20 protein-coding genes and 1 tRNA gene are annotated in these 20,242 nt (G+C 70.9%); 17 read left to right on the forward strand and 4 right to left on the reverse strand.

The window, feature by feature from the left end:
* Positions 1 to 8 precede the first annotated feature (8 nt).
* The 6 genes from NUH29_RS12210 to NUH29_RS12235 all read left to right on the forward strand — a co-directional run bounded on the left by NUH29_RS12210 (position 9) and on the right by NUH29_RS12235 (position 5,100).
* On the forward strand, positions 9 to 836 hold the full coding sequence (locus NUH29_RS12210) for an ABC transporter permease (RefSeq protein ID WP_258799458.1): 828 nt from the start codon (positions 9 to 11) through the stop codon (positions 834 to 836).
* The gene (locus tag NUH29_RS12215; RefSeq protein WP_258799459.1) at positions 833 to 1,657 is read left to right on the forward strand and encodes an ABC transporter permease; all 825 of its coding nucleotides are present in this window, start codon (positions 833 to 835) and stop codon (positions 1,655 to 1,657) included. Before NUH29_RS12210 ends, NUH29_RS12215 begins: the two co-directional genes overlap by 4 nt.
* Positions 1,650 to 2,450 carry an ABC transporter ATP-binding protein gene (locus NUH29_RS12220; RefSeq protein ID WP_258799460.1) on the forward strand — a complete coding sequence of 267 codons (801 nt, stop codon included), beginning with the start codon at positions 1,650 to 1,652 and terminating at the stop codon, positions 2,448 to 2,450. The genes NUH29_RS12215 and NUH29_RS12220 overlap by 8 nt, the downstream gene beginning before the upstream one ends.
* A gap of 41 nt (positions 2,451 to 2,491) precedes the next feature.
* Positions 2,492 to 3,325, forward strand: a complete 834-nt coding sequence (locus NUH29_RS12225) for a PaaX family transcriptional regulator C-terminal domain-containing protein (protein ID WP_258799461.1) — start codon at positions 2,492 to 2,494, stop codon at positions 3,323 to 3,325.
* 79 nt (positions 3,326 to 3,404) lie between these two features.
* A complete protein-coding gene (locus tag NUH29_RS12230; protein ID WP_258799462.1) occupies positions 3,405 to 4,328 on the forward strand; it encodes a hypothetical protein in 924 nt (307 codons plus the stop codon).
* A gap of 94 nt (positions 4,329 to 4,422) precedes the next feature.
* Positions 4,423 to 5,100 carry a GAP family protein gene (locus NUH29_RS12235; protein WP_258799463.1) on the forward strand — a complete coding sequence of 226 codons (678 nt, stop codon included), beginning with the start codon at positions 4,423 to 4,425 and terminating at the stop codon, positions 5,098 to 5,100.
* 6 nt (positions 5,101 to 5,106) lie between these two features.
* Here NUH29_RS12235 and NUH29_RS12240 read toward each other — a convergent pair whose 3' ends face one another.
* Entirely contained in the window at positions 5,107 to 5,748 is a 642-nt protein-coding gene (locus NUH29_RS12240; RefSeq protein ID WP_258799464.1) for an MBL fold metallo-hydrolase, read from the reverse strand.
* Positions 5,749 to 5,796: 48 nt separating this feature from the next.
* On the opposite strand from NUH29_RS12240, the gene NUH29_RS12245 reads away from it, so the two are divergent.
* From NUH29_RS12245 to NUH29_RS12255, 3 genes are read left to right on the forward strand one after another with little or no spacing between them, the layout of a single operon-like run.
* The gene (locus NUH29_RS12245; protein ID WP_258799465.1) at positions 5,797 to 6,768 is read left to right on the forward strand and encodes an acetylxylan esterase; all 972 of its coding nucleotides are present in this window, start codon (positions 5,797 to 5,799) and stop codon (positions 6,766 to 6,768) included.
* 37 nt (positions 6,769 to 6,805) lie between these two features.
* Entirely contained in the window at positions 6,806 to 7,087 is a 282-nt protein-coding gene (locus NUH29_RS12250; protein ID WP_258799466.1) for a metal-sensitive transcriptional regulator, read from the forward strand.
* A complete protein-coding gene (locus NUH29_RS12255; RefSeq protein ID WP_258799467.1) occupies positions 7,084 to 9,162 on the forward strand; it encodes a heavy metal translocating P-type ATPase in 2,079 nt (692 codons plus the stop codon). Before NUH29_RS12250 ends, NUH29_RS12255 begins: the two co-directional genes overlap by 4 nt.
* Here the strand turns inward: NUH29_RS12255 and NUH29_RS12260 are convergent.
* Positions 9,119 to 11,278, reverse strand: coding sequence for an alpha-galactosidase (locus NUH29_RS12260; RefSeq protein ID WP_258799468.1), 2,160 nt, complete (start codon positions 11,276 to 11,278; stop codon positions 9,119 to 9,121). The two genes, NUH29_RS12255 and NUH29_RS12260, sit on opposite strands and share 44 nt — an antisense overlap.
* A 52-nt stretch (positions 11,279 to 11,330) precedes the next feature.
* Between NUH29_RS12260 and NUH29_RS12265 the strand changes: the two genes are divergently transcribed.
* Positions 11,331 to 12,251: a diacylglycerol/lipid kinase family protein gene (locus tag NUH29_RS12265; RefSeq protein WP_258799469.1), complete on the forward strand. Its 921-nt coding sequence runs from the start codon at positions 11,331 to 11,333 to the stop codon at positions 12,249 to 12,251.
* 64 nt (positions 12,252 to 12,315) lie between these two features.
* A tRNA-Glu gene (locus tag NUH29_RS12270) sits at positions 12,316 to 12,391 on the forward strand.
* Between the two features lie 71 nt (positions 12,392 to 12,462).
* Here the strand turns inward: NUH29_RS12270 and aroQ are convergent.
* Together aroQ and NUH29_RS12280 are read right to left on the reverse strand one after the other, a co-directional pair.
* The gene (gene aroQ, locus NUH29_RS12275) at positions 12,463 to 12,906 is read right to left on the reverse strand and encodes a type II 3-dehydroquinate dehydratase (protein WP_258799470.1); all 444 of its coding nucleotides are present in this window, start codon (positions 12,904 to 12,906) and stop codon (positions 12,463 to 12,465) included.
* On the reverse strand, positions 12,881 to 14,686 hold the full coding sequence (locus NUH29_RS12280; RefSeq protein WP_258799471.1) for a sugar phosphate isomerase/epimerase and 4-hydroxyphenylpyruvate domain-containing protein: 1,806 nt from the start codon (positions 14,684 to 14,686) through the stop codon (positions 12,881 to 12,883). Before NUH29_RS12280 ends, aroQ begins: the two co-directional genes overlap by 26 nt.
* Positions 14,687 to 14,829: 143 nt before the next feature.
* Between NUH29_RS12280 and NUH29_RS12285 the strand changes: the two genes are divergently transcribed.
* The 6 genes from NUH29_RS12285 to NUH29_RS12310 are packed head-to-tail and all read left to right on the forward strand — an operon-like array spanning position 14,830 to position 20,241.
* Positions 14,830 to 15,384 (forward strand): TRAP transporter small permease, encoded by a 555-nt coding sequence (locus NUH29_RS12285; protein WP_258799472.1) that lies wholly within the window; start codon positions 14,830 to 14,832, stop codon positions 15,382 to 15,384.
* Positions 15,384 to 16,658 carry a TRAP transporter large permease gene (locus tag NUH29_RS12290; protein WP_258799473.1) on the forward strand — a complete coding sequence of 425 codons (1,275 nt, stop codon included), beginning with the start codon at positions 15,384 to 15,386 and terminating at the stop codon, positions 16,656 to 16,658. Before NUH29_RS12285 ends, NUH29_RS12290 begins: the two co-directional genes overlap by 1 nt.
* Positions 16,655 to 17,551, forward strand: a complete 897-nt coding sequence (locus NUH29_RS12295; protein ID WP_258799474.1) for a shikimate dehydrogenase — start codon at positions 16,655 to 16,657, stop codon at positions 17,549 to 17,551. The genes NUH29_RS12290 and NUH29_RS12295 overlap by 4 nt, the downstream gene beginning before the upstream one ends.
* A gap of 14 nt (positions 17,552 to 17,565) precedes the next feature.
* Complete coding sequence (gene dctP, locus NUH29_RS12300) at positions 17,566 to 18,585, forward strand: TRAP transporter substrate-binding protein DctP (protein WP_258799475.1); 1,020 nt, start codon at positions 17,566 to 17,568, stop codon at positions 18,583 to 18,585.
* Between the two features lie 4 nt (positions 18,586 to 18,589).
* Positions 18,590 to 19,567 carry a phosphotriesterase family protein gene (locus tag NUH29_RS12305; protein WP_258799476.1) on the forward strand — a complete coding sequence of 326 codons (978 nt, stop codon included), beginning with the start codon at positions 18,590 to 18,592 and terminating at the stop codon, positions 19,565 to 19,567.
* A complete protein-coding gene (locus tag NUH29_RS12310) occupies positions 19,564 to 20,241 on the forward strand; it encodes a TetR/AcrR family transcriptional regulator (protein ID WP_258799477.1) in 678 nt (225 codons plus the stop codon). The genes NUH29_RS12305 and NUH29_RS12310 overlap by 4 nt, the downstream gene beginning before the upstream one ends.
* The last annotated feature ends 1 nt before the right edge of the window (position 20,242 follow it).

Genomic DNA, 20,242 nt, shown 5'->3' on the forward strand with positions numbered 1-20,242 from the left:
AGAGATCCATGACCACCGCCCGTGTCGCGCCCCCCACCCGGATGCGTGCCCGTCGGCAGACGCACCGCATCCGCAAGGTCGTGCTCGGCGTCGCCGGACTGCTCGGCTTCCTCGCGACCTGGCAGCTCATCCCCGCCCTCGGCATCGTCGACCCGCGCTTCCTGCCGCCCGCGAGCGAGGTGCTCGCGCAGCTCGGCCACCAGTTCGTCGACCTCGAGTTCTGGCGCAACGTCGGCCGCACCCTCACCACCTGGGGCATCGGGCTGCTCATCGCGACCGTCGCGGCGGTCGCGCTCGGCACCGTCGTGGGGCTCGTGCCGTACCTGCGGCGCCTCACCCACACCACGGTCGAGTTCCTGCGGCCGATCCCCTCGGTCGCGCTCATCCCGCTCGCGATCCTGCTGTTCGGCTTCCAGGTGCCCGCCGCGCTGCTGATCGTCGTCTACGCGAGCTTCTGGCAGGTCTTCGTGCAGGTGCTCTACGGGGTGGCGGATGTCGACACGGTCGCGCGCGACACCGCGCGCAGCTTCGGCCTCACCCGCGCCGAGCGCTTCCGCGAACTCGTGCTGCCCACGGCCCTGCCCTACATCATGACCGGGCTGCGGCTCGCGGCGGCCGTCGCCCTCATCCTCACGGTCACCGCGGAGCTGCTGATCGGCATCCCCGGCATCGGCCGGGTCATCGTCTTCGCGCGCAGCGCCGGCGACGTCACCACGGTCTACGTCTACGTGGTCGTCGCGGGACTGCTCGGGCTGATCGTCAACCTGGTGTTCCGCGTGATCGAGAGGCGCGCGCTCTTCTGGCACCAGTCGGTCCGCGGGGAGGACGCGGCATGACGGCCGCGATCCGCACCGCGGCGACCCCGCGTCGCGTCGCCGCGGGCTGGCGTCGGGTGCTCGAGAGCATCTGGTTCGCCGTCGGGTTCCCGCTCCTGCTGCTCGTCGTCTGGGGCATCTGGGCGACCGTGGCGCCGCAGAAGTTCTTCCCCGATCCGGTCACGATCATCCGGGCGTTCGTCGACACCTGGATCGGGCCGGCGTTCGTCGAGGACGTGCTGCCGAGCCTCGCCCGGCTCGGGGTCGGCATCGTGCTCTCGATCGTCGTCGGCGTCGCCGCGGGCACCGTCATCGGTCTGGTCCGGTGGATGCGCGAGCTGCTCGAGCCGACGCTCGAGTTCTTCCGGGCGATCCCGCCGCCCGTGCTCGTGCCGATCCTCATGCTGATCTTCGGCCCGCAGGACGCGACCCGTGTGCTCGTGATCGTGGCGGGAGCCGTCTGGCCGGTGCTGCTGAACACCATCGAGGGCGTGCGGTCGACGGACTCCGTCATGACCGAGACCGCGCGTTCCTACGCGCTGACGTTCGGCGAGCGCATCCGCTTCCTGGTGCTGCCCGCGGCGAGCCCGCGGATCATGGCGGGTGTGCGCCAGTCGCTGTCGGTCGCGCTGATCCTCATGGTGATCTCGGAGATGTTCAACAACTCCGAGGGGCTCGGCTACCGGATCACCTACTTCCAGACGAACTACCTGATCGCCCAGATGTGGAGCGGCATCCTGCTGCTCGGCCTCGTCGGCGTGCTGCTCGCCGCGATCTTCGGGTTCGTCGAGCGACGGGTGCTGGCCTGGTACCACGGAATCAAGGAGGTGGAGCGTGCCTGACACGCTGCTCGAGGTCGAGAACCTCAAGAAGGTGTACGAGTCGTCGACGGGCGTCGTCGAGGCGATCGGCGACATCAGCTTCACCATGCGGCGCGGCGAGCTCGTGTGCATCGTCGGGCCCTCCGGATGCGGCAAGACGACGCTGCTGAAGTGCATCGCGGGCCTGCTGGCCCCCACCTCCGGGCGGATCGAGCTCGACGGCGTCGGCGTCACGAGCCCCCCGCCGAGCATGGCGCTCGTCTTCCAGGAGTACGGGCGCAGCCTCTACCCGTGGCTGACGGTGCGGGCCAACGTCGAACTGCCGCTGCGGCACACGGCGCTCGCCAAGGACGACCGCGCGCGGCTCGTCGACGACGCGCTGCGGGCCGTGGGTCTCGACCACGCCGCGGGCAGCTACCCCTGGCAGCTCTCGGGCGGGATGCAGCAGCGCGTGGCGATCGCGCGCGCCGTCGCCTACCAGCCCGAGGTGCTCATCATGGACGAGCCGTTCGCGGCGGTGGACGCGCAGACCCGCGCAGACCTCGAGGACCTGGTGCGCACCCTGCACCGCGAGCGCGGCATGTCGATCCTGTTCGTCACGCACGACATCGACGAGTCCGTGTACCTCGGCGAGCGGGTCATCGTGCTCTCGAAGTCGCCCACCTGGGTGCAGGAGGACCTCCCGATCGATCTCGCCCCCGAGCGCGATCAGATCGCCACCCGGGCGCTTCCGCGCTTCACCGAGCTGCGCACCCACGTCTACGAGCAGATCCAGCGGGCCAAGCGCGGCGAGGCGGTGCGACCCTCCGCCTGAATCCCGCTCGGCGGGTCGGCTTTCCGGCGAAGATGTGAACCATGCAGAGTCGTGCGCCCAAGCAGCTGCTCCTCGCCTTCCTCGGCGAGTTCGTGCTCGACCGCCACGACGGACCCGTGCGGGCGAGCGTGATCCTCGAGGTGCTCGAGGGCGCGGGGGTCGCGGCGCCCGCCGCGCGCGCGACGCTCGACCGGATGACCGAGCGCGGTCTGCTCAGGCGCCAGCGCCGCGGGCGCGAGATCGAGTTCCTGCTGACCCCCGAGGCGGAGGCGGTGCTCCACGAGGGCGGTCAGCGCGTCTACGATCTGGACCCCTTCGCCCCGCACGGCTCCGGGTGGACGCTCGTGACCTTCACCCTGCCCGAGGGGCAGCGCACGCTGCGTCACCGCCTGCGGGCGGCGCTCACCTGGTCGGGCTTCGCGCCGTTGCGCGACGGCCTGTGGCTCGCGCCCGGTGACGTCGACCTCGCGGCGGCGCTCGACCCGCTGCGCGCCGACCTCCCGGACGGATCGATCACCGCGTTCCGAGCCAGCGAGCTGCCCGGTTTCTCCATGGCGCGTTCGGTGCGCGACGCCTGGGATGTCGAGGGCATCCGGATGGCGCACCTCGCGTTCATCGACACCTGGGGTCGCGCCGGCTCCACGGACGGCAGCGGCAACCCGATCTCGGCGCGCACGATGCTCGTCGCCGACTGGCTCGCCCTGCTGCGCAGCGATCCGCGCCTTCCCCGCGAGTTCATGGACGCCGACTGGCCCGCCGATCGCGCCTACGCCGTGCACCGCGCGCGGCATGAGGAGCTCGACGCGGCGGCGGATGAGGCGTTCGCCCGCCTGGTGGGGGCGCGCGACCCCGGGCCCACCGTCGCCGCGCCGTAGGCGCACGACCCGGACATGGGGACTGCTCCCCGCGTCGCCGGTTCGTGTCGCCGCCGCTGCACCGGGCAGACTCTTCCTCATGTCCTCAACCCAGCAGCCCGGCTCCGCCGGCGACGAGCAGATCCCGCCCATCCCTCCCGCACCGCCCGTGAATCCCTACGCGGCCCCCGCGAACCCGTACGCGGCCCCGCCTGCGCCGGGCTACGCCGCCGCCCCGGCCGGGCCCTCGCGCTTCAACGTGCCGGGGCTCGTCTCGCTCATCGTCGGCGGGGTCGCGTTCCTGTTCGGCATCACGATCGGCTGGATCCCCTTCGTCGGGTTCTTCTTCGTGTTCCTCGCGCTCGTGGGCGTCGTGCTCGGCATCGTCGGGTTCGTCGTCAAGGACAAGGCGAGGGCGCTGGCCATCGCGGGCACCATCGTCTCGGGTGTGGCCCTGCTGCTGACGGCGGTCATCAGCGTCGTCATGCTGCTCTTCGTCACGAGCGTCTCGAACGCGGTCGACGACTTCGGCCCCGACGCACCCGTGATCACCGACCCCGAGGGCGGCACGGGGGAGGTCGACGGGGGTTTCGGCTCGATCGACGACCCGGGCTCGCCGGGTGACGTCATCACCTTCACCGACATCGAGGGCGCCGACGAGTGGCAGGTCGTGGTCGGCTCCTCCACCCTCGACGGCACCGCCGACGTCATGGCGGCCGACGAGTTCAACCTGGAGCCCGAGGCCGGGAACCAGTACGTGATCGTGCCCATCACGGTGACCTACCTCGGATCCGACACCGGCTCCGCCTATCTGCTGCTCACCGAGTTCGTCGGGGCGGACGGGATGCTGTACGACAGCAGCTACGCGAGCTACCCGAACTCGATCTACGACACCCCCGACCTCACCCCCGGGGCGAGCGCCGACATCGACCTCGTGTTCGAGGTGCCGAGCAGCGCGGTGACCGGCGGCATGCTCTCCGTCTCGTCGATCTGGACCGACTCGATCTACATCGCGCTCGACTGAGCGGCTCCGCCCGTCGGCCCCCATCACCTCAGGCGGGTGGGGGCCGACGGCGTCGCGCGGGTATCGTCGGGTGCCAGCGTGGGAAGGAGGCCGGATGGAGGTGCTCGGCGTCCTCCTGCCGCTCGCCATCGGGGTGGCGTTCTCGAGCGTGCCGATCATGGCGATGATCGTGCTGCTGCTCTCGCCGCGCGGACAGGCGTCCGGTCTCGCCTACCTGCTCGGCTACGCCGTCGGCCTCGCGGGCGTGACGGTCGGCTTCACCGCCGGGCTGCGGGCGATCCCGAGCGAGGGCGCGGCGCCGTCGCCGCTCGTGATCGGGGTCGCGGAGATCGTGCTCGGCGTGCTCGGCGTGGTCTTCGCGGGCGTGTCCTTCCGGCGCGCGCGCGCCAGGCGGCTCGCCGCCACGACGCCTCCCCAGCTGCCCGCATGGTTGAAGCGCGTCGCCCGCTTCGGGCCGGTGCCGTCGTTCGTGGTCGGGATCGTCCTGAACCTGCGCCCCAAGGCGCTCGTGCTGGCCACCGCCGCGGCTCTCGCCCTGAACGGCGGCGAACTCACGCCCGTGTCGTGGACGATCGACACCGCGATCTACCTCGTGATCGGCCTGTCGACGGTCGCCGCGCCCGTCATCGTCGTCTGGCGCTCGGGGGAGCGCGCCCGCGAGGTGCTCGAGCGCGCGGACCGCTGGTTGGCCCGCAACAGCTACATCGTGACCTCGGTCGTGATCCTGATGGTCGGCGTCGTGCTGATCGGCGACGGGCTCACCCGCCTGTAGGGCGGGTCAGAGGTCGATCGACTCGCCGGGCTCGAGTACCGTGAACTCGCCGCCGTTCTGCTCGGTCGCCCACTGCAGGCGATCGCTCTGCATCTTCTTCCCGGCGACCGAGAGGGTCATGTCGTGCACGGGGAAGGCGCGGCGCGGCTTCACGGCGAGCACGTAGTCCATCGCCTCCCCGATCTTCAGCCAGGGGGCGCCGACCGGTGCCGCGAGCAGCTCGACCTCGACACCGGGCTCGGTGTACGAGTCGCCCGGGTAGAAGAGCTCGTCGTCGACGAGCACCCCCACGTTGTCGATCACCGGGATCGAGGAGTGGATGACGTTGTGCGTCTCACCGAAGAACCGCAGCGTGAACGGCTCGACCTCGACGGTGTCGCCGCCGTGCACGACCTCGACCTCGATGTCGGACGCGCTCGCGGCATCCGCCACTCCCTGCGGACCGATCACACGGGCGTCGGGGTTCGCGGCGAGCAGTTCGCGCACGCGGTCGGCCGAGAAGTGGTCGGCGTGCTCGTGGGTGAGCACGATGGCGACCACACCGGAGGTCTCGGGCAGCGTCGCGAGGAACGAGCCCGGGTCGATCACGAGCCGGGCCGAGCCCTTGCTGACGACCAGGCAGGAGTGCTCGTACTTGGTGACGTTCATGATGCCGACCCTATGCCTTTAGGGTGAGTGGCGACCCGAGGAGGAGCCATGTTCGTCGACCTGCCCGAGACCGAGCTGCGCACGTACCGCAGCGCCCAGCTCGACCCCGCCGACTTCGACGGGTTCTGGGCGTCGACGCTCGCGGAGAGCCGTGCGGCGGCGCCGGATGCGGTGGCGGTGCTCGAACCGGTCGAGGTGGGCTTGCGCACGATCGACCTGGTCGACGTGACCTTCCCCGGGTTCGCCGGGCAGCCGATCAAGGCGTGGCTCAAGGTGCCGCGCGGCGCATCCGGACCGCTGCCCACGGTCGTGCAGTACCAGGGCTACGGAGGCGGTCGCGGGCTGCCGACCGAGAACCTGCTCTACGCCTCGGCGGGCTTCGCGCACCTCTTCGTCGACACCCGGGGGCAGGGATCCGGATGGTCGCTCGGCGCCACCGCGGACGAGGGCGTGACCGGGCCGCAGATCCCCGGCGTCATGACCCGCGGCATCGACAGCCGCGACACGTACTACTACCGGCGCCTGTTCACGGATGCCGTGCGCGCGGTCGACGCGGCGCGCGGGCTCGACGTGGTCGACTCCTCCCGCATCGCGGTCACCGGCGGCAGCCAGGGCGGCGGCATCACCCTCGCGGTGGCGGGTCTCGTCGACGGGCTCTCCGCCGTGCTGCCCCAGGTGCCCTTCCTGTGCGACTTCCCGCGGGCGCTGACGATCCACGACTCGGACCCGTATCACGAGGTCGTGCGCTTTCTCGCGCAGCACCGGACCAAGACGGAGCGGGTGCTCGAGACCCTCGCCTACTTCGACGGGGTGAACTTCGCCCGTCGGGCGAGCGCCCCGGCGTGGTTCACGGTGGCCCTGATGGACGAGACCTGCAAGCCGTCGACGGTGTTCGGGGCGTTCAACGCCTACGCCGGCGAGAAGCGGATCGAGGTGTTCCCGTTCAACGGCCACGAGGGCGGGGGAGCGCAGACCGACGGCGACAACGTGCGCATCCTGCACGAGGTCTTCTCGCGCTGACCCGGCGCAGGATACCCCTAGGGGGTATTCTGTGGGCATGATCGCCGATATCAAGAAGCGCGCCCTGCACCGCGCCCGCATCCTCGAGGGGCAACTGCGCGGGGTCGAGAAGATGATCGAAGACGAGGCGTACTGCGTCGACATCATCACGCAGACCCTCGCCATCCAGAAGTCGCTCGGCAGCCTCAACAAGCTGCTCGTCGAGAACCACCTGCGCACGCACGTGACCGACATGTTCGACGAGGGCGGTGAGACGCGCGACCGCGCGGTCGCCGAACTGCTGACCGTCTTCGAGCTGCAGCAGAACCGGGGGGCATGATGAGCGCGCACGAGCACCACGAGCACGAGCACGCGCACGACCACGGCGCGCACGACCATTCCGCGCACGACCACGGCGCGCACGACCACGCCGCCATGGGCCACGACCCGCTGCGGTTCCGGAAGCTGTTCTGGATCTGCCTCGCCCTGACCCTGCCGACGGTGGTGTTCTCGACAGGTCTCCAGGACATCCTGGGTCTGGCCGGTCCGCGCTTCCCCGGCAGCAACTGGATCCCGGCGGTGTTCGGCACCGCGATCGTCGTCATCGGCGGACGCATCTTCCTCCAGGGGGCGTGGCACGAGCTGCGCGGAAAGAGCCCCGGGATGATGACGCTGATCTCGCTCGCGATCGTCGTGTCGTTCGGGTACTCGCTCGCCGTTCTGTTCGGCATCCCGGGCATGGACTTCTGGTGGGAGCTCGCGACCCTCGTCACGATCATGCTGCTCGGCCACTGGATCGAGATGTCGGCCGTGCACGGAGCCCAGAACGCCCTCGGCGAGCTCGCCAAGCTGCTGCCCGACGAGGCGGAGGTGGTGCGCGGCGACGACACCGAGCGCGTGGCCGTGTCGGCGCTCGCGGCGGGCGACCAGGTGCTGGTGCGACCCGGTTCGGCGATCCCCGTCGACGGCAAGGTCGTCGACGGGTCGGCCGAGGTCGACGAGTCGCTGCTCACCGGCGAATCCGCGCCCGTCGAGAAGTCCGAAGGCGACCGCGTCGTCGCCGGCACCATCGCCTCCGGCTCCCTCACCGTCGAGGTGACCGGCACCGGCGACGACACCGCCCTCGCGGGCATCATGCGGCTCGTCTCCGACGCGCAGGCGAGCCGATCGCCCGCCCAGCTGCTCGCGGATCGCGCCGCCGCGCTGCTGTTCTACGTCGCCGTCGGCGCCGCGGTCGTGACCGTCGCGGTCTGGTGGCTGCTGCGTCCCGACGACCCGGCCTTCGTGCTGCAGCGCGTCGTCGCCGTGCTCGTCATCGCGTGCCCGCACGCGCTCGGTCTCGCGATCCCGCTCGTGGCGCAGATCTCGACCGCGCTCGGCGCTCGGCGCGGCATCCTCATCCGGAGCCGGGCCGCGCTCGAGGAGGCCAAGGACGTCGACGTCGTGCTGTTCGACAAGACCGGCACCCTCACCGAGGGGCGCCAGTCGGTCGCGGCGGTCATCGCCGCCGACGGCGTCGACGAGGACGAGGCGCTCGCCCTCGCGGCGGCCGTCGAGACGCGCAGCGAGCACCCCGTCGGGCACGCGATCGTCGAGGCGGCGCGCGACCGCGGCACGAAGGTGCCGAAGGCCACGGGCTTCCGCGCCCTCGCGGGTCGCGGCGCCGTCGCGACCGTGGGCGGCCGGGAGCTCGCCGTCGCGAGCGGACGCTATGTGAACGAGCACGGCATCCGGCTCGACACCTCGCTCGTGCACGCGGCGAAGGCGGCGGGCGCGGAGGGTGCGAGCACCGTCGCGCTCGTCGAGGGCGCCGAGGGCTCGGAGCGGGTGCTCGCCCTCTTCGCGATCGCCGACCGGGTGCGCCCCGAGTCGCGGGAGGCCGTGGAGCTGCTGCGGCGGCGCGGGGTGCGGGTCGCGATGCTCACCGGCGACTCGCACGTGGTCGCCGAGCACGTGGCCGCGGAGCTCGGCATCGACGAGGTGAAGGCCGAGGTGCTGCCCGAGCAGAAGGCGGACGCCGTGGCCGCGTTGCAGGGCGACGGGGCCGCCCGCGTCGCGATGGTGGGCGACGGCATCAACGACGCCCCCGCGCTCGCGCGCTCGGATCTCGGCATCGCGATCGGCGCCGGGACCGACGTGGCGATCGAGTCGGCGGGCGTCGTGCTCGCCTCCTCCGACCCGCGCGGGGTCGCCGACACGATCACGCTCAGCCGCGCGAGCTACCGCAAGATGCTGCAGAACCTGTGGTGGGCGGCGGGGTACAACGCGATCGGCATCCCCCTCGCCGCGGGCGTGCTCGCGGGCGTCGGCTTCCTCATGCCGCCGGCGCTCGCCGCGGTGCTGATGAGCGCGTCGACCGTGATCGTCGCCCTCAACGCCCAGCTGCTGCGTCGCCTCCGCTTCCACCGGGGGTGAGGTGCAGGACGAGCGCCTGGAAGGGGAACAGCGTCGGCAGCTGGAGGCCCACCTCGGCGAGCACCGCCCCGGTGGTCGTGAGCTCGCCGTCGGCTAGCCACTCCGGGGTGATCCAGCCGTGCTCGGCCCCGCCCAGCTCGTCGCGGACGCGCAGGCGGTAGCGGCGGGTCGGGTCGAGACCGGGGAGGCGCACGCGCGCCGAGAGCGCCTCCTCGAGCGTCCCGAGCGAGGCGACCGTGTAGACCGCCTCCGCGCGGTCGGGCGCGACGAAGCCGCGCACCCGCAGCGCCGGGTCGAGCCCGTCGGGGTGCACCGCGGTGCCCGTGTGGATGAGCTGGCGCAGCTCCCGGTAGAGCTCGCCGAAGCGGGCGGCGTCCGCGAGCTCGGCCTCGTCGAGCTCCAGCAGGTTCAGCTCGAAACCCGCCGACCCCATGAGCGAGGTCGCGGCGCGGAAGGCGAACGGCAGCACCCGTCCCGAGTTGTGGGCGGGCGACGGTCCGACGTGGCCGCCGACCAGCTCCGGCGGCAGCAGCAGGCCTGTCCAGCGCTGGATGTCCTGCCGCTCGACCGCGTCGTTGGCGTCGCTCGCCCACACGCGATCCGTCACCTCCAGCACCCCCAGGTCGGCGCGTGCGCCGCCCGACGAGCACGACTCGATCTCGAGCCCCGGATGCCGCTGGTGCAGCTCGTCCATCATCCGCAGCGCCGCGAGGGTCTGCGCGTGCACCCCCGGTCGACCCTCGTGCCGGGCGTCGACGAGGTCGCGGTTGTGGTCCCACTTGATGAAGTCGATGCCGAGCTCGGAGACCAGCCCGTCGACGAGGCCGAGGATGTGCGCGTACGCGTCGGGGTCCGCGAGGTCGAGCACGTGCTGATTGCGCCACGAGACGCCGGCAGGCGGTTCGCGGTCGTCGGGGGCGTGCAGCAGCCACTCCGGGTGCGCCCGCGCCAGCTCCGAGTCGAGGTTGACCATCTCGGGCTCGAACCACAGCCCCAACTGCATGCCGAGCTCGTGCACGCGCGCCGCGAGCGGCCCGAGCCCCTCGGGCCAGAAGGCGCGGTCGACGATCCAGTCGCCGAGGCCGGCCGTATCGTCGGCGCGTCCGAGGAACCAGCCGTCGTCGAGCACGAAGCGCTCGACCCCGATCGCGGCGGCCCGCTCGGCGAGCGCCGTGATGGTCGCCGGGTCGTGGTCGAAGTAGACGGCCTCCCAGGTGTTCAGCACGAGCGGTCGCGGGGTGCGCGGATGCCGGGGCCGCGCCCGCAGCATCCGGTGCACGCGGTCGGAGAGACCGTCCCAGCCGGCGGCGCTCCACACGAAGTGCGCGAGCGGCGCGGCGTAGCGTTCGCCGGGCGCGAGCACGAGCTCACCCGGGCGCAGCAGCTCGCCCGCGCCGATCAGCAGGGCCGCATCCGTGACCCGGTCGGTGCGATAGCTCACGTCGGCCGGCCACGCCAGGTGCACGGCCCAGAGCGCTCCCGTGCGGTTGCGGGGCTCGCCGTCGGATGCGGCGTAGAGCACGGGGTTGTCGTGCCCGCCGCGCCCCCGTCGGGTCTGCCGCACGACGGATCCGCGGGGCAGCTCGGTCGTCACCGGCACCTTCTCGCGCGGCCAGCGTCCGGTGAAGCTCGTGAGGTGGGTCGCCGTCTTGGGCGCCGGCAGCGTCGCCTCGAGCCAGGCGACCTCGAGCGCGTCGTCGCCCGTGTTCTCGAGCTCGTGGCGCACCTGCACGACCCCGCCGGGGGCTATCGAGATGCGCGTGTGCAGCCGCAACCCGGGCCCGTCCGCGGTCAGCGCGAGCTCGCGTCCGTCGGCGCGCGCCGCGGACACGGTGAACCGCGCGCGCACCGGCACCCCGCCGCGGGTGACGAGCAGCCCCGGGCGTCCCGACCATCCGTCGCCCTCCACGGGCAGGATGCTGAGGCGCGGTGCGGCGTCGAGCAGGCCGGGCGGGGCCTGGCGGCTGGTCGCGGCGGAGAGCGCCTCGAGGTCGGCATCGGACAGCGCACCGAGGTCGGCGCCCCAGTGCAGCACGTGGGGGAGTCCGCCGGGCGGCTGCTCCAGCACGAGAGCGACCCCGTCGCCGCGCAGCACGATGAAGCGGTTGAGCGTCACCGGCCCAGCCTAGGTGCCGGGACGGGCACCCGGCGGGTGCCATGATGGGCGCATGACGACGAAGCCGCGGAGGGTTGTCGTCGCCATCAACCCCTCGGCCTCGTTCGGTGCGAGCCGGGATGTCGGCCCCGCCGTGGTGCAGACCCTGCGGGCGATGGGGCACGAGGTGACCTCGCTCACCGAGCCGGACTTCGAGTCGCTGCTCGAGTCGGCGCACGCGGCCGTGCGCGCGCGTCCGGATGCGCTCGTGGTGGTGGGCGGCGACGGCATGGTGCACCTCGGGGTGAACCTCGTCGCGGGCACGCGCGTGCCGCTCGGCATCGTGCCCTCCGGAACCGGCAACGACATGGCCCGCGGCCTCGGCATCCCGCACGACGACACCGAGGCCGCCATCCGGATGCTGGGCGACGCGCTCGAGCGGCCCGCGCGCGTGATCGACGCGGTGCGCATCGAGTGGACGGATGCCGACGGGTCGCGCGGCGAGCGCCGCTTCGCGTGCGCGCTGTCGGCCGGCTTCGACGCGGCCGTGAACGAGCGCGCCAACCTCATGCGGCGGCCCAAGGGCGCCAGCCGGTACGTCATCGCGCTGCTCGCGGAGCTCGCCCGGCTGCGCCCCGCGCACTACCGGGTCGCGCTCGACGGCGAGGTGCTCGAGCAGGACGCCCTCATGGTCTCGGCGGGCAACAACGTGTCGCTCGGCGGCGGCATGAAGATCACCCCCGACGCGGTGCTCGACGACGGGCTGCTCGACGTGATGATCGTCGCCCCGATGTCGCGCGCGAAGTTCCTGCGGCTGTTCCCGAAGGTGTTCCAGGGCGCGCACACGACGCTGCCGGTGGTGTCGATGCGGCGCGCCCGCCGCATCCGGATCGAGGCCGACCGGCCGATCGCGGTCTACGCCGACGGCGAGCGGATCGCGCCGCTGCCGGTCGACCTCGAGGTCGAACCGGGCGTCCTCCGCGTGCTCGCCTGAGCCCGGCCGACCGTTTTGGTCGGGGCCGCGGGACTATGGCATAATCGTCAAGTTGTCGCGAAACGGCCCCATCGTATAGCGGCCTAGTACGCCGCCCTCTCACGGCGGTAACGCGGGTTCGAATCCCGCTGGGGTCACCAACGCCAGAAGCCCGGTCCACTGGACCGGGCTTCTGGCGTTGCTGGACCCGGCAGTCCGAGAAACGCTTGGGTCAGCGCCCGCCGAGGACGCGTGACATCCGGCGCACCGCGAGTTCGTACCCCTGCGCGCCCGCCCCGACGATGACGAATGCCGCGATCGCAGATATGTAGGAGTGCTGCCGGAACGCCTCGCGCGCGTGGACGTTGGTCACGTGCACCTCGCCGACCGGCAGCTCGACTCCGGCGAGCGCGTCCCGGAGCACGACCGAGGTGTGGGCGAGGCCTCCGGGGTTGATGACGATCCCGTCGTGGGTGCCGCGCGCCGCGTGGATCGCATCGATCAGCACGCCCTCGTGGTTCGACTGCCGGTGCTCGAGGTCGAGGCCGAGTTCGGTCGCCGTGAGGCTCGCGACCGCGATGGCGTCATCGAGGGACCCCGACCCGTAGAGATGGGGTTCGCGCACGCCGAGCAGGTTCAGGTTGGGGCCGTCAAGCAGGAGAACCCGCAACGCCACGGCGCACCTCCTCGTTCCGTTGCGCGGCGAGTCGGATGGGAGCGTTGAGGGCTCCGTACCCCTCGTACCCCCCACGGCGTTCGACGAATTCGAGGAAGACGCCGCCGATCGTGGGGGTGTAGAAGTGCACGAACTCGCCCGAACCGTCGCGGTCGTAGAGGAGGCCCAGGTTGCGGAGCTCGTCGAGCGCCGCGTCGTCGAGACCGAAGCGCGCTGCGAGGTCGTCGTAGTAGTTCGCCGGGATACGCAGGAACTCGAGGCCCGCGGCACGCGCGCGGCGGGCGACCGCCGACACGTCGTCGCAGCGGATCGCGATATGACGCGAGGGGAGAGGGGCGGTCGGGGGTGCCAGGTTGATCGGGATGCGCACGACACCGTCCCTCGTGCGCATCACCTGGCTGCGTACGAGCCCGCGCGGCCCCGGAACCTCGGCGCTCGACTCCGTCGTGAGGGCGAGCGCGCTCGCCGCGAAGAGGACCGCTTCGTCGAACTCGCTCCAGTGGTAGCCGAGGTTCACGTGGTCGATCACGCCATCGGTCGACTCGCCGCCGACTCCGCCCTCGAATTCGGCGACCCAGCTTCGGTCTTCGGGTGCGGCGCTCCAGTACACCCCGGTGCCGTCCGGCGCGGACACCGCCGGAAGATCCTGTTCTCCCGCGTAGGTGCGGCGGAAGATCCGACGGGCGCCCAGACGCGCGGCGCGGGTCGCAGCCGCGTCGGCGTCGTCGACGACGAATCCGATTCCAGTGAGGGCCGGACGCTCGTCGCGCGCCTGCTCGTCGAGCACGATGCGCGCGTCGCCGTAGCTCCACAGCCTGACCGGCTTGCTGCGATGGCGACCGCGGAATCGGAATCCCAGCTGGGCGAGCATCTCGTCGGCGACGGCGAGGTCGGCGCCGGCGATCTCGACGAAGTCGACGGCCCGCGGTGGCCGGGCGACTCCGGCGTCACCGTCACCCTCTCCGTGCGCGTGAGCGGTGCGATCGGCCAGCCAGAGGAGCGAGCGGAGCGCGTGCTCCGCCGTCCGCACCGGATCCGTCTGCCGGAAGGTGTCGTTGAAGACCTCGAGGGAGAGCGGGCCGCCGTACCCGGCGGCGAGGACGTGCGCGAGAAAGCCCGGGAGGTCGAAACCGCCTTCCCCGGGGAAGAGGCGATGATGACGGCTCCACGAGAGAAGATCCATGTCCAGGACGGGAGCGTCGGCGAGCTGCAGGAAGAAGATCTTGTCGCCGTCGATCTGCTCGATGCCGGTCGGGTCGTCGCCGCGGGAGAGGATGTGGAAGCTGTCCAGGCAGATGCCGAGGTTCGGCCGATCGGCCTTCTCCACGATCCGCCAGGAATGGCGGTAGTCGTTCACGTACGTGCCCCACGCCATCGCCTCGTACGCGATGCGGATCCCCTTCTCTGCGGCGAGGTCGGCGAGGGCGCCGAGCTGACGGGCGGCGAGTTCGTCGTCATCGATCGTGGCGGTGGCGACGTTGCTGCAGACCAGCACCAGGTCGGCGCCGAGCCTCGCCATCGTCGCGAACTTTGCGCTCGCCCGACGCAGAGTGTCGGCGAACACCTCATCCGTCACCCCTTCGACATCCCGGAACGGCTGGAACATCTCGATTCCGAGGCCGAGTCGAGCGCAGAGCGCGCGGATCTCCTCGGGGGACTCGTCGGCCGCCACGAGGTCGGCATCCATGATCTCGACGCCGTCGAATCCCGCAGCAGCGCAGGCGTGGAGCTTCTCAGTCAGCCCGCCGGACAGGCACACGGTCGCGATCGAGGTCCGCATGAAGAGAACGTAACAGTTAGTACATAAGAACACCAGGGCACCGCGACCAGGCTCGCGAACGGTTGCGTTCGCAATGTACTAACTAGTACGGTCGCAGAAATGCACGCAGAATGACCTGCGTGGACGAACGAACAAGGAAGTCCGTGACCAGCCTCGACGCCCATCCCTCACCGCGACGGCAGGCGCTCCACCGTGCGATCACCCTGATCGGGATCCTCGAGCTGGCGATCGGCGCGGTCTCCCTCGTGGTCATCTTCGTGTTCATGCTGATCCAGGCGGGCCAGCGGTACCTGCCGTTCGAAGGGTTCGCGTGGACGGGTGAGATCTCGCGCTTCGCCCTGATCTGGCTCACGTTCTCGGCGATGGGGCTCCTCGTCACCGCCCGCGGCCACATCGCGCTCGAGGTCGCCGACACCATCAAGAACCCGCGCGTCGTGCGCGCCATCCAGGTCTTCGCCCTCATCGTCGTGGCCGCCGTGGCGATCGGACTGACCGTCTCCGCCCTCGACCTCGTCGAGTCGCAGGGGATCGTCAAGTCGCCTGTTCTGCGGATTCCGATGTCGTTCGTCTACATCCCGGTGCTGATCGGTTCGATCAGCACCGCCATCCGCGCCGTGGTCGCCGCGGTCGACATCGCCCGCCACGGTCCGGTGCTGCCGCAAGGCGCCGGGTCGGAGCCCGAAGCGGAGGTGCGCTGATGGAACTCGCCCTGCTCGGGATCGCCATCGTCGCGCTGCTGCTGCTGCGCGTTCCCGTCGCGTTCGCCTTCATCGGCCCGTCGCTGGTCTACATGATCCTCGCCGGTCAGTCGCTCGGTGCCGCCCTCAGGCAGATCACCAACGCCGCCGGCAGCTTCCCGCTCCTCGCCGTTCCGTTGTTCGTCTTCCTCGGCGCGCTCGCCAACCACACCGGGATGGCCGAGCGGCTGTTCCGGTTCGCGCACGCGTTGCTCGCGAAGGTTCGCGGCAACCTCGGATACGTCGTCGTTGGCACGAGCGTGGGCTTCTCCTGGATGAGCGGATCCGCCGTCGCCGATGCCGCCGCACTGGGCAAGGTGCAGATCCCCGCGATGCTGCGCGCCGGGTACGACCGGCGATTCGCCACCGGGATCTCGTCGTCGGCGGCGCTCATCGCCCCGGTCATGCCCCCCAGCATCCCCGCGGTGATCTTTGCAGGGCTCGCGGCGGCGTCGACAGGAGCACTGTTCGCGGCCTCCGTGATCCCGGCGATCATCATGGCAATCGGGCTCTGCGTGGTGGTCTGGGTGCTCGTGCGGCGCAACCCCCGCATCCGGGCAGGAGTGTTCGACCGCGCCGAACTGCTCGCATCGTTCAAGGGCGTGCTGCTCCCGCTCTTCGCCCCCGTCATCATCCTCGGGGGCATCCTGGGCGGCTTCTTCACCCCGACCGAGGCCGCCGCCGTCGGGGCGGCATACGTGCTGGTCATCTCGCTCATCCAGCGATCCCTGACCTGGAAGGCCCTGTTCACGGCGATCAAGGAGACCGTGCTGACGACGGCAGGCATCATGCTGATCGTCACCTCGGCGTCGCTGCTGGGCTACATCCTCGCCCGCGAGCGTCTTCCGCAGATGCTCACCGAGCTGGTGTTCTCGGTGACCGACAACGCGACCGTGTTCCTGATCCTCGCCGCGCTCCTGATGCTGCTCCTCGGCACCGCGATCGACGCCACCGCCATCTTGGTGCTGGTCGTGCCGATCCTCCTGCCCATCGCGAGCTCGTACGGCATCGATCCCACCGTGTTGGGTGTCGTGCTGATCGTGTCGCTGATGCTCGGGCTGCTCACCCCACCGGTCGGCACCGTGCTCTTCGTCACCGCCTCGGTCTCCCGGACCCGGGTCGGCGAGGTGTTCCGCGGCGCGCTGCCCTTCATGATCCCGTCGGTCGTCGTCGTCATCCTGGCGATCGCCTTCCCCGATGCCGTGCTGTGGCTGCCGGGGGTGCTGGGATTGTGACGATCTCCGCTCCTCGCATCGCGCGGCCTCGTACCGTCCTCGTCGGGCTCATCGGCGAGGGGGTGGCGCCGTCGTTGACACCGCCGATGCACGAACTCGAGGGCGCCCGCCACGGCATCCACTACGTGTATCGCACCATCGATCTCGCCGCGGGCGAGGGCACCGCCCCCACGATGGAACGGCTGTTGGAGTCGGCGCGCCGGCTCGGATTCGACGGCCTCAACATCACCCACCCGGTGAAGCAGACGGTGATCCCCTTCCTGCAGGGGCTGGCCCGGAGCGCCGCGGCAGTCGGGGCGGTGAACACCGTCGTATTCGAACCCGACGGAGCGGTCGGACACAACACCGACGTCACCGGATTTGGGGCAGCCTACGACGAGGCGCTCAGCGGAGCGCAACGCGGACGCGTCGTGCTCCTCGGCGCGGGGGGAGCCGGCTCTGCGGTCGCGTCATCCCTCGCCGCCCGTGGCGTCGACGACCTCGTGATCGTCGACGTCGACGTCGACCGCGCTGGGCAACTCGCCGCCCACCATCGTGCGCGCTGCGTCGCGCCGACGGAGCTCGGCGTGATCCTGGCCGAGGCGGATGGGCTGGTGAACGCGACCCCGTCGGGGATGATCGCCCACCCCGGCATCCCGGTCGACCTGGGGCAGCTCGCGCCGTCGGCCTGGGTGGCCGACATCGTCTACCGGCCCGCCGAGACCGAACTCCTCGCCGCCGCGCGAGCCCAGGGGCGCCTGGTGATGACGGGACTCGGCATGGCGATGCACCAGGCGGCCGACGCCTTCGAGATCTTCACGGGCGAGACCGCCGACCGGCGCTCGATGCTCGACGACCTGACCCGCCTCGTCGCCAACGAGGCTGGTGCCGACTCACCACCCACACACCACTGAGAGGAGCAACACACATGGCAACACGTTCACGCAAGGTCGCGTTGGTCGCGTTCGCCGCCGTGCCGGCGCTGATGCTGGCCGCGTGCGCACCCGGCGGAGAAGCCGCCCCGACCCCCGACGAGCAGGAGTTCACCCTGACGCTCGCGCACTCGTACAACGACACGCAGCCCCAGGCGGCGTGCGGTGCGCAGGTCATCGCGGACGAGGTGGCGGCCGCCGATGTCGGCCTGACCATCGAGATCTACGGCCAGAGTCAGCTCGGGGGCGACGCCGACCGCATCGCGTCCGTCGTCTCGGGCGACATCGACATGGACATCCAGGGTGCCTCGGCGCTCGGCGCGGTGTACGAGCCGATCAGCGTCATGGATGCGGCGTTCGCGTTCGACGACGCCGACCACCTCGCCGCGTTCATGGCGAGCGACGAATCCGAGGTGCTCGTGAAGGGCTTCGCCGACGCGACGGGCGTGCAGGTCCTGGGCGCCTGGTCCGCGGGTGGGCGGTTGTTCACCGCGAACTCGCCGATCCGCGAACCCGCCGATCTCGAGGGCCTGCGGATGCGCTTCCCGGGCTCGCCCCAGTTCCTGCTGAACGCAAGGGCCCTCGGGGCTCAGGCCACCGAGGTCGCGTACGAGGAGCTCTACCTCGCACTCCAGCAGGGTCTGGTCGACGGCCAGGAGAACCCGATCACCAACCTGGTGGCGCTGAACCTGCCCGAGGTGCAGGACTACGTGAGCCTGTCGTACCACCAGCTCAACACCAACCTGGTGGTCATGAGCTCCAAGTGGAACGAGCTGAGCGAGCGGCAGCAGAAGGCGTTGTCGGATGCCGTCGGTGCCGCCGTCGACTCCGTCACCGCGTGCGTCGCCGAGAGCGAGGAGGCGACGCTCGAGGAGTGGCGGTCGGGCGACGCCTGGCAGGTCGTCGAGGATGTCGACCGCGAGGCGTTCTCGAAGAAGGCCGAGGAGTTCTTCCTCAGCGAGTACGCCGGCGAGAAGCTCGAGGTCTACAAGGCCATCCGAGCCACTGCCGGCTGAGACGGTGCCGCTCGTGCGTCGCATCCCGACCTTCACAGGCGAGGTTGCGGCGCACGAGCTCGGTACCACGCTCATCCACGAGCACGTCTTCGTCACCAGCCCCGACCTCGACCGCGACCTTCCGCACCCCGAATGGCACGAGGAAGCTGCGATCGAGGCGGCGGCGGCGGAGTTCGAGCGCCTGTTCGACCTCGGGATACGCACCGTCGTCGACCTCACCGTTCCGGGGCTCGGGCGCGACGTCGCGCGGGTCGCGAAGGTCGCCGCTCGCACCCGGATGACGCTCATCGCAGCGACCGGGTACTACGCCGATCAGGTGCTCCCGCCCGCGCTCCGACTCACCGGTCCGGGCTTGTTGGTCGACGGACCGGACCCCCTCGTGGAACTGTTCCTTGGTGACATCCGCCGAGGGATCGCGGGAACATCCGTGCGCGCCGGGATGATCAAGGTGCTCTCGGACAGCGCGGGGATCACGCCCGACATCGCGCGTGTCTTCCGGGCGGCCGCGATCGCGCATCGGGAGACCGGCACCCCGATCACGACGCACAGCCACGCCGCCTCCCGGGGTGGCCTTATGCAGCAGAAGATGTTCGCCGACCTCGGAGTGCCGCTCGACCGGGTCGTGATCGGCCACTCGGGCGACTCGGACGACCTCGGCTACCTGCGCGAGCTCGCGGACGCCGGATCCTTCCTCGGCTTCGACCGGTTCGGCATGGCGCACGTGCATCCGGACGAGAACCGCATCCGCACCCTGCTGGCGCTGCTGGACGCCGGGTACCTCGACAGGATCGTGCTGTCCCATGACGCCGCGGTCTTCAGCCGCGTCACGCCGCCGTCGTGGCGCGCGGTGCACGCCCCCGAGTGGCGCATGGACCAACTGGCCACGCGCATCCTCCCGCTCCTGCGCAAGCTCGGCCTCACGTCCGCCGACGAGCAGCGGCTTCTGGTGGACAACCCGCGCAGAGTGCTCGGCGGGGAATGACCCCGGCGCGCGCTGCCGACCCTAGGGTGAGAGGCATGACCGTGCCGGGCGAACGCATCCGCGACGCCGAGCGCACGCGTGCCGAGCTGCTCGACGTGGCGACGGCGGCCTTCGCCGAGTCGGGTTTCGCCGGCACCCGGGTCGACGAGATCGCGGAGCGCACCCGCACCACGAAGCGGATGATCTACTACTACTTCGGCGGCAAGGAGCAGCTCTATCTCGCCGTGCTCGAGAAGGCGTACCGCGGAATCCGCGTCGCCGAGCAGCAGTTGCACGCCGATGATCTGCCCCCGGTGGAGGCCGTGCGGCGCATCGCCGAGCGCACCTACGATCACCACCTCGCGAACAGCGACTTCATTCGGTTGGTCTCGATCGAGAACATCCATCGGGGAAAGTTCATCAGTCGGTTGACGTCACTTCGGGAACTCAATCAACCGGCGATCGGCGTTCTCGATGGTGTTCTGGCCCGTGGACGCGCGGAGGGCACGTTGCGCCGCGACGTGGAAGCGCTCGACGTGCACCTGATGATCAGCTCGTACTGCTTCTTCCAGGTCGCGAACCAGTACACCTTCGGCTACCTGTTCGACCGAGATCTGTTGGACACGGCCCGCCGCGACCACTACCGCGGCATGATCGGCGATGTCGTCGTGGCGTGGTTGACGTCCGAGGGGTGAC

This window comes from Protaetiibacter mangrovi (assembly GCF_024752305.1).
GTDB classification, from domain to species: Bacteria; Actinomycetota; Actinomycetes; order Actinomycetales; family Microbacteriaceae; genus Homoserinibacter; species Homoserinibacter mangrovi.

Excerpts from the sequence above, each read along its gene's own strand:
- NUH29_RS12230 (WP_258799462.1), top strand. The coding sequence starts at position 3,405 with ATGTCCTCAACCCAGCAGCCCGGCTCCGCCGGCGACGAGCAGATCCCG.
- NUH29_RS12265 (WP_258799469.1), top strand. The coding sequence starts at position 11,331 with ATGACGACGAAGCCGCGGAGGGTTGTCGTCGCCATCAACCCCTCGGCC.
- NUH29_RS12225 (WP_258799461.1), top strand. The coding sequence starts at position 2,492 with ATGCAGAGTCGTGCGCCCAAGCAGCTGCTCCTCGCCTTCCTCGGCGAG.
- NUH29_RS12245 (WP_258799465.1), top strand. The coding sequence starts at position 5,797 with ATGTTCGTCGACCTGCCCGAGACCGAGCTGCGCACGTACCGCAGCGCC.
- NUH29_RS12235 (WP_258799463.1), top strand. The coding sequence starts at position 4,423 with ATGGAGGTGCTCGGCGTCCTCCTGCCGCTCGCCATCGGGGTGGCGTTC.
- dctP (WP_258799475.1), top strand. The coding sequence starts at position 17,566 with ATGGCAACACGTTCACGCAAGGTCGCGTTGGTCGCGTTCGCCGCCGTG.
- NUH29_RS12280 (WP_258799471.1), bottom strand. The coding sequence starts at position 14,686 with ATGCGGACCTCGATCGCGACCGTGTGCCTGTCCGGCGGGCTGACTGAG.
- NUH29_RS12255 (WP_258799467.1), top strand. The coding sequence starts at position 7,084 with ATGATGAGCGCGCACGAGCACCACGAGCACGAGCACGCGCACGACCAC.
- NUH29_RS12290 (WP_258799473.1), top strand. The coding sequence starts at position 15,384 with ATGGAACTCGCCCTGCTCGGGATCGCCATCGTCGCGCTGCTGCTGCTG.
- NUH29_RS12250 (WP_258799466.1), top strand. The coding sequence starts at position 6,806 with ATGATCGCCGATATCAAGAAGCGCGCCCTGCACCGCGCCCGCATCCTC.
- NUH29_RS12210 (WP_258799458.1), top strand. The coding sequence starts at position 9 with ATGACCACCGCCCGTGTCGCGCCCCCCACCCGGATGCGTGCCCGTCGG.
- NUH29_RS12240 (WP_258799464.1), bottom strand. The coding sequence starts at position 5,748 with ATGAACGTCACCAAGTACGAGCACTCCTGCCTGGTCGTCAGCAAGGGC.
- NUH29_RS12215 (WP_258799459.1), top strand. The coding sequence starts at position 833 with ATGACGGCCGCGATCCGCACCGCGGCGACCCCGCGTCGCGTCGCCGCG.
- NUH29_RS12310 (WP_258799477.1), top strand. The coding sequence starts at position 19,564 with ATGACCCCGGCGCGCGCTGCCGACCCTAGGGTGAGAGGCATGACCGTG.